This window comes from Halorubrum sp. Atlit-26R, assembly GCF_003666015.1.
In the GTDB taxonomy this organism is placed as follows: domain Archaea; phylum Halobacteriota; class Halobacteria; order Halobacteriales; family Haloferacaceae; genus Halorubrum.
In genome coordinates this window covers 1-513 of the sequence record NZ_QPLT01000392.1, presented here as the reverse complement: position 1 = coordinate 513, position 513 = coordinate 1, and the positions used below count along the sequence as shown (strand labels likewise).

1 protein-coding gene is annotated in these 513 nt (G+C 59.3%); it reads right to left on the bottom strand.

The window, feature by feature from the left end:
* Window positions 1–384, bottom strand: a 384-nt coding sequence (locus tag DVK07_RS21115; RefSeq protein WP_303646400.1) for an IclR family transcriptional regulator, incomplete at its 3' end; no start/stop codon positions are given.
* Window positions 385–513 lie beyond the last annotated feature (129 nt).

Here is a 513-nt window from a genome sequence, read left to right as displayed (position 1 = left end):
TTGGTTCGCGTTATCACGTATTGGCACCGCGATCGACTTCACTCCTTTGACCCGCTCTTCATCCTCGATCGAGTATCCCTGTGCGCGGATCTCGTCGATCTCATCGAGAAGCTCATCGAGGTTAGTGATCGTGTTCTCTGTCGCGCGGGGAAGCCCGAAACGTTCGACAATCGCCCGGATATCGTCGTCCGTCCGCTGCGAGAGGAGCGCCTTCCCGACCGCTGTCCAGTGCATTTCCGTAAACTCGCCCGTCGGCGCGTTGTCCGAGACGCCCTCGAACGGTTCCGTACGATACACAAGCACCCGCTGCCCGTTCTCCTCGTACCCGATAGTTCCGACCTCACCGGTGGACTGGGACAGGTCGTCGACCTCCGACCGCGCCACTTGGAAGATACTGCGGTTGTGGCGGACCCGACCGCCGAGTTCCAGAAACCGGAGCCCGAGCTGGTATTTTCCGTCCTCTTTGACAACATATCCGAGGTTTCGGAGGGTCTGAAGGTGAATGTGTACCGT